The 1,062-nt window shown below is 38.3% G+C and carries 1 protein-coding gene; it reads left to right on the top strand.

Annotated features, from left to right (window positions below):
• On the top strand, positions 1-930 hold a 930-nt coding region (locus tag ACFINZ_RS09880), incomplete at its 5' end, for a hypothetical protein (protein ID WP_375701423.1).
• Between the last annotated feature and the right edge of the window lie 132 nt (positions 931-1,062).

Raw genomic sequence — 1,062 nt, 5'->3', positions numbered from 1 at the left:
GCGCTTGCTAATCAACAAGAGCCTGCAAAAAAATACGAATTTACAGGAGAGACAATAGAGGTTGGTGATTATACTCTTTATCGCATTCGGGCTTTAAGGGATTTTGCTAATATAAAAGCTGGTGATCTAGGCGGCTTTATACATAAGGTTGCAAATTTAGCTCATAATGGTGATTGTTGGGTCGGTGGCAATGCCATGGTTTATGGTGATGCTCGTATTTACGATAATGCCCATGTTTCGGATAATGCAAAAATTACTGGATCTGCAAAAATTTATGAAAATGCAAGGGTCTATGGCAATGCTAGCGTGCATATTAGAGCTGAGGTTTATGGCAATGCGCAAGTATATGAGAACGCATTGGTTTATGGTGATATTTTTGGACATGCTAAAGTGTATGGAAATGCAAAAATTTATGACACTATTTATGGCAAGTTTCTTGATAAAACTAGAATTTATGGCAATGCTGAGGTTTATGATAAAGCACGTGTTTTAGGAACCTCTCAGGTTTATGATAATGCCCATGTTTATGAAAATGCTATAGTTTTTGATAATGCTAGGGTTTGCGATAATGCCCATGTTTGTGGCGCTGCTATGGTCAATAGAGAAGCCAAGATTTATGGGAATGCTATAGTGACTGGTTATGCCCATGTTTATGATAGGGGCTGCGTTTATGACAATGCCAAGGTTTATGGCAAGGTTTATGGTGGCGCTTGGGTTTCCAATAATGCTTTAATTTCTGATAATGCTGAGGTTTATGATGATGCTCGCATTTATGACAATGCAAAAATTTATGGCAAGGTCCATGGTGATGCTCATGTCTATGGCAATGCCAAGGTAATTGGCTATACTGAGATTGGTGGTGATACCAAAATTGGTGGCAATTATAAAGAATCTGTTATCACTGGTGATATTGTTTTTACAACTGTGTAAATGACGCGCGGGCGCGGCGGGGGCGCCCCCCTTTAAACATTTCATTCTAAAATTCAAATCTATTTATAAAGGAATTGTGCTATGCAAAAAAAGTTTGCACTCACAAATGAGACACGTGTATTTAATAATCAA

Origin of the sequence: Bartonella sp. AA81SXKL (assembly GCF_042196945.1) — a bacterium.
In the GTDB taxonomy this organism is placed as follows: Bacteria; Pseudomonadota; Alphaproteobacteria; order Rhizobiales; family Rhizobiaceae; genus Bartonella.
The sequence above is the reverse complement of the archived record's forward strand: the minus strand, read 5'-3'. Positions and strand labels throughout refer to the sequence as shown.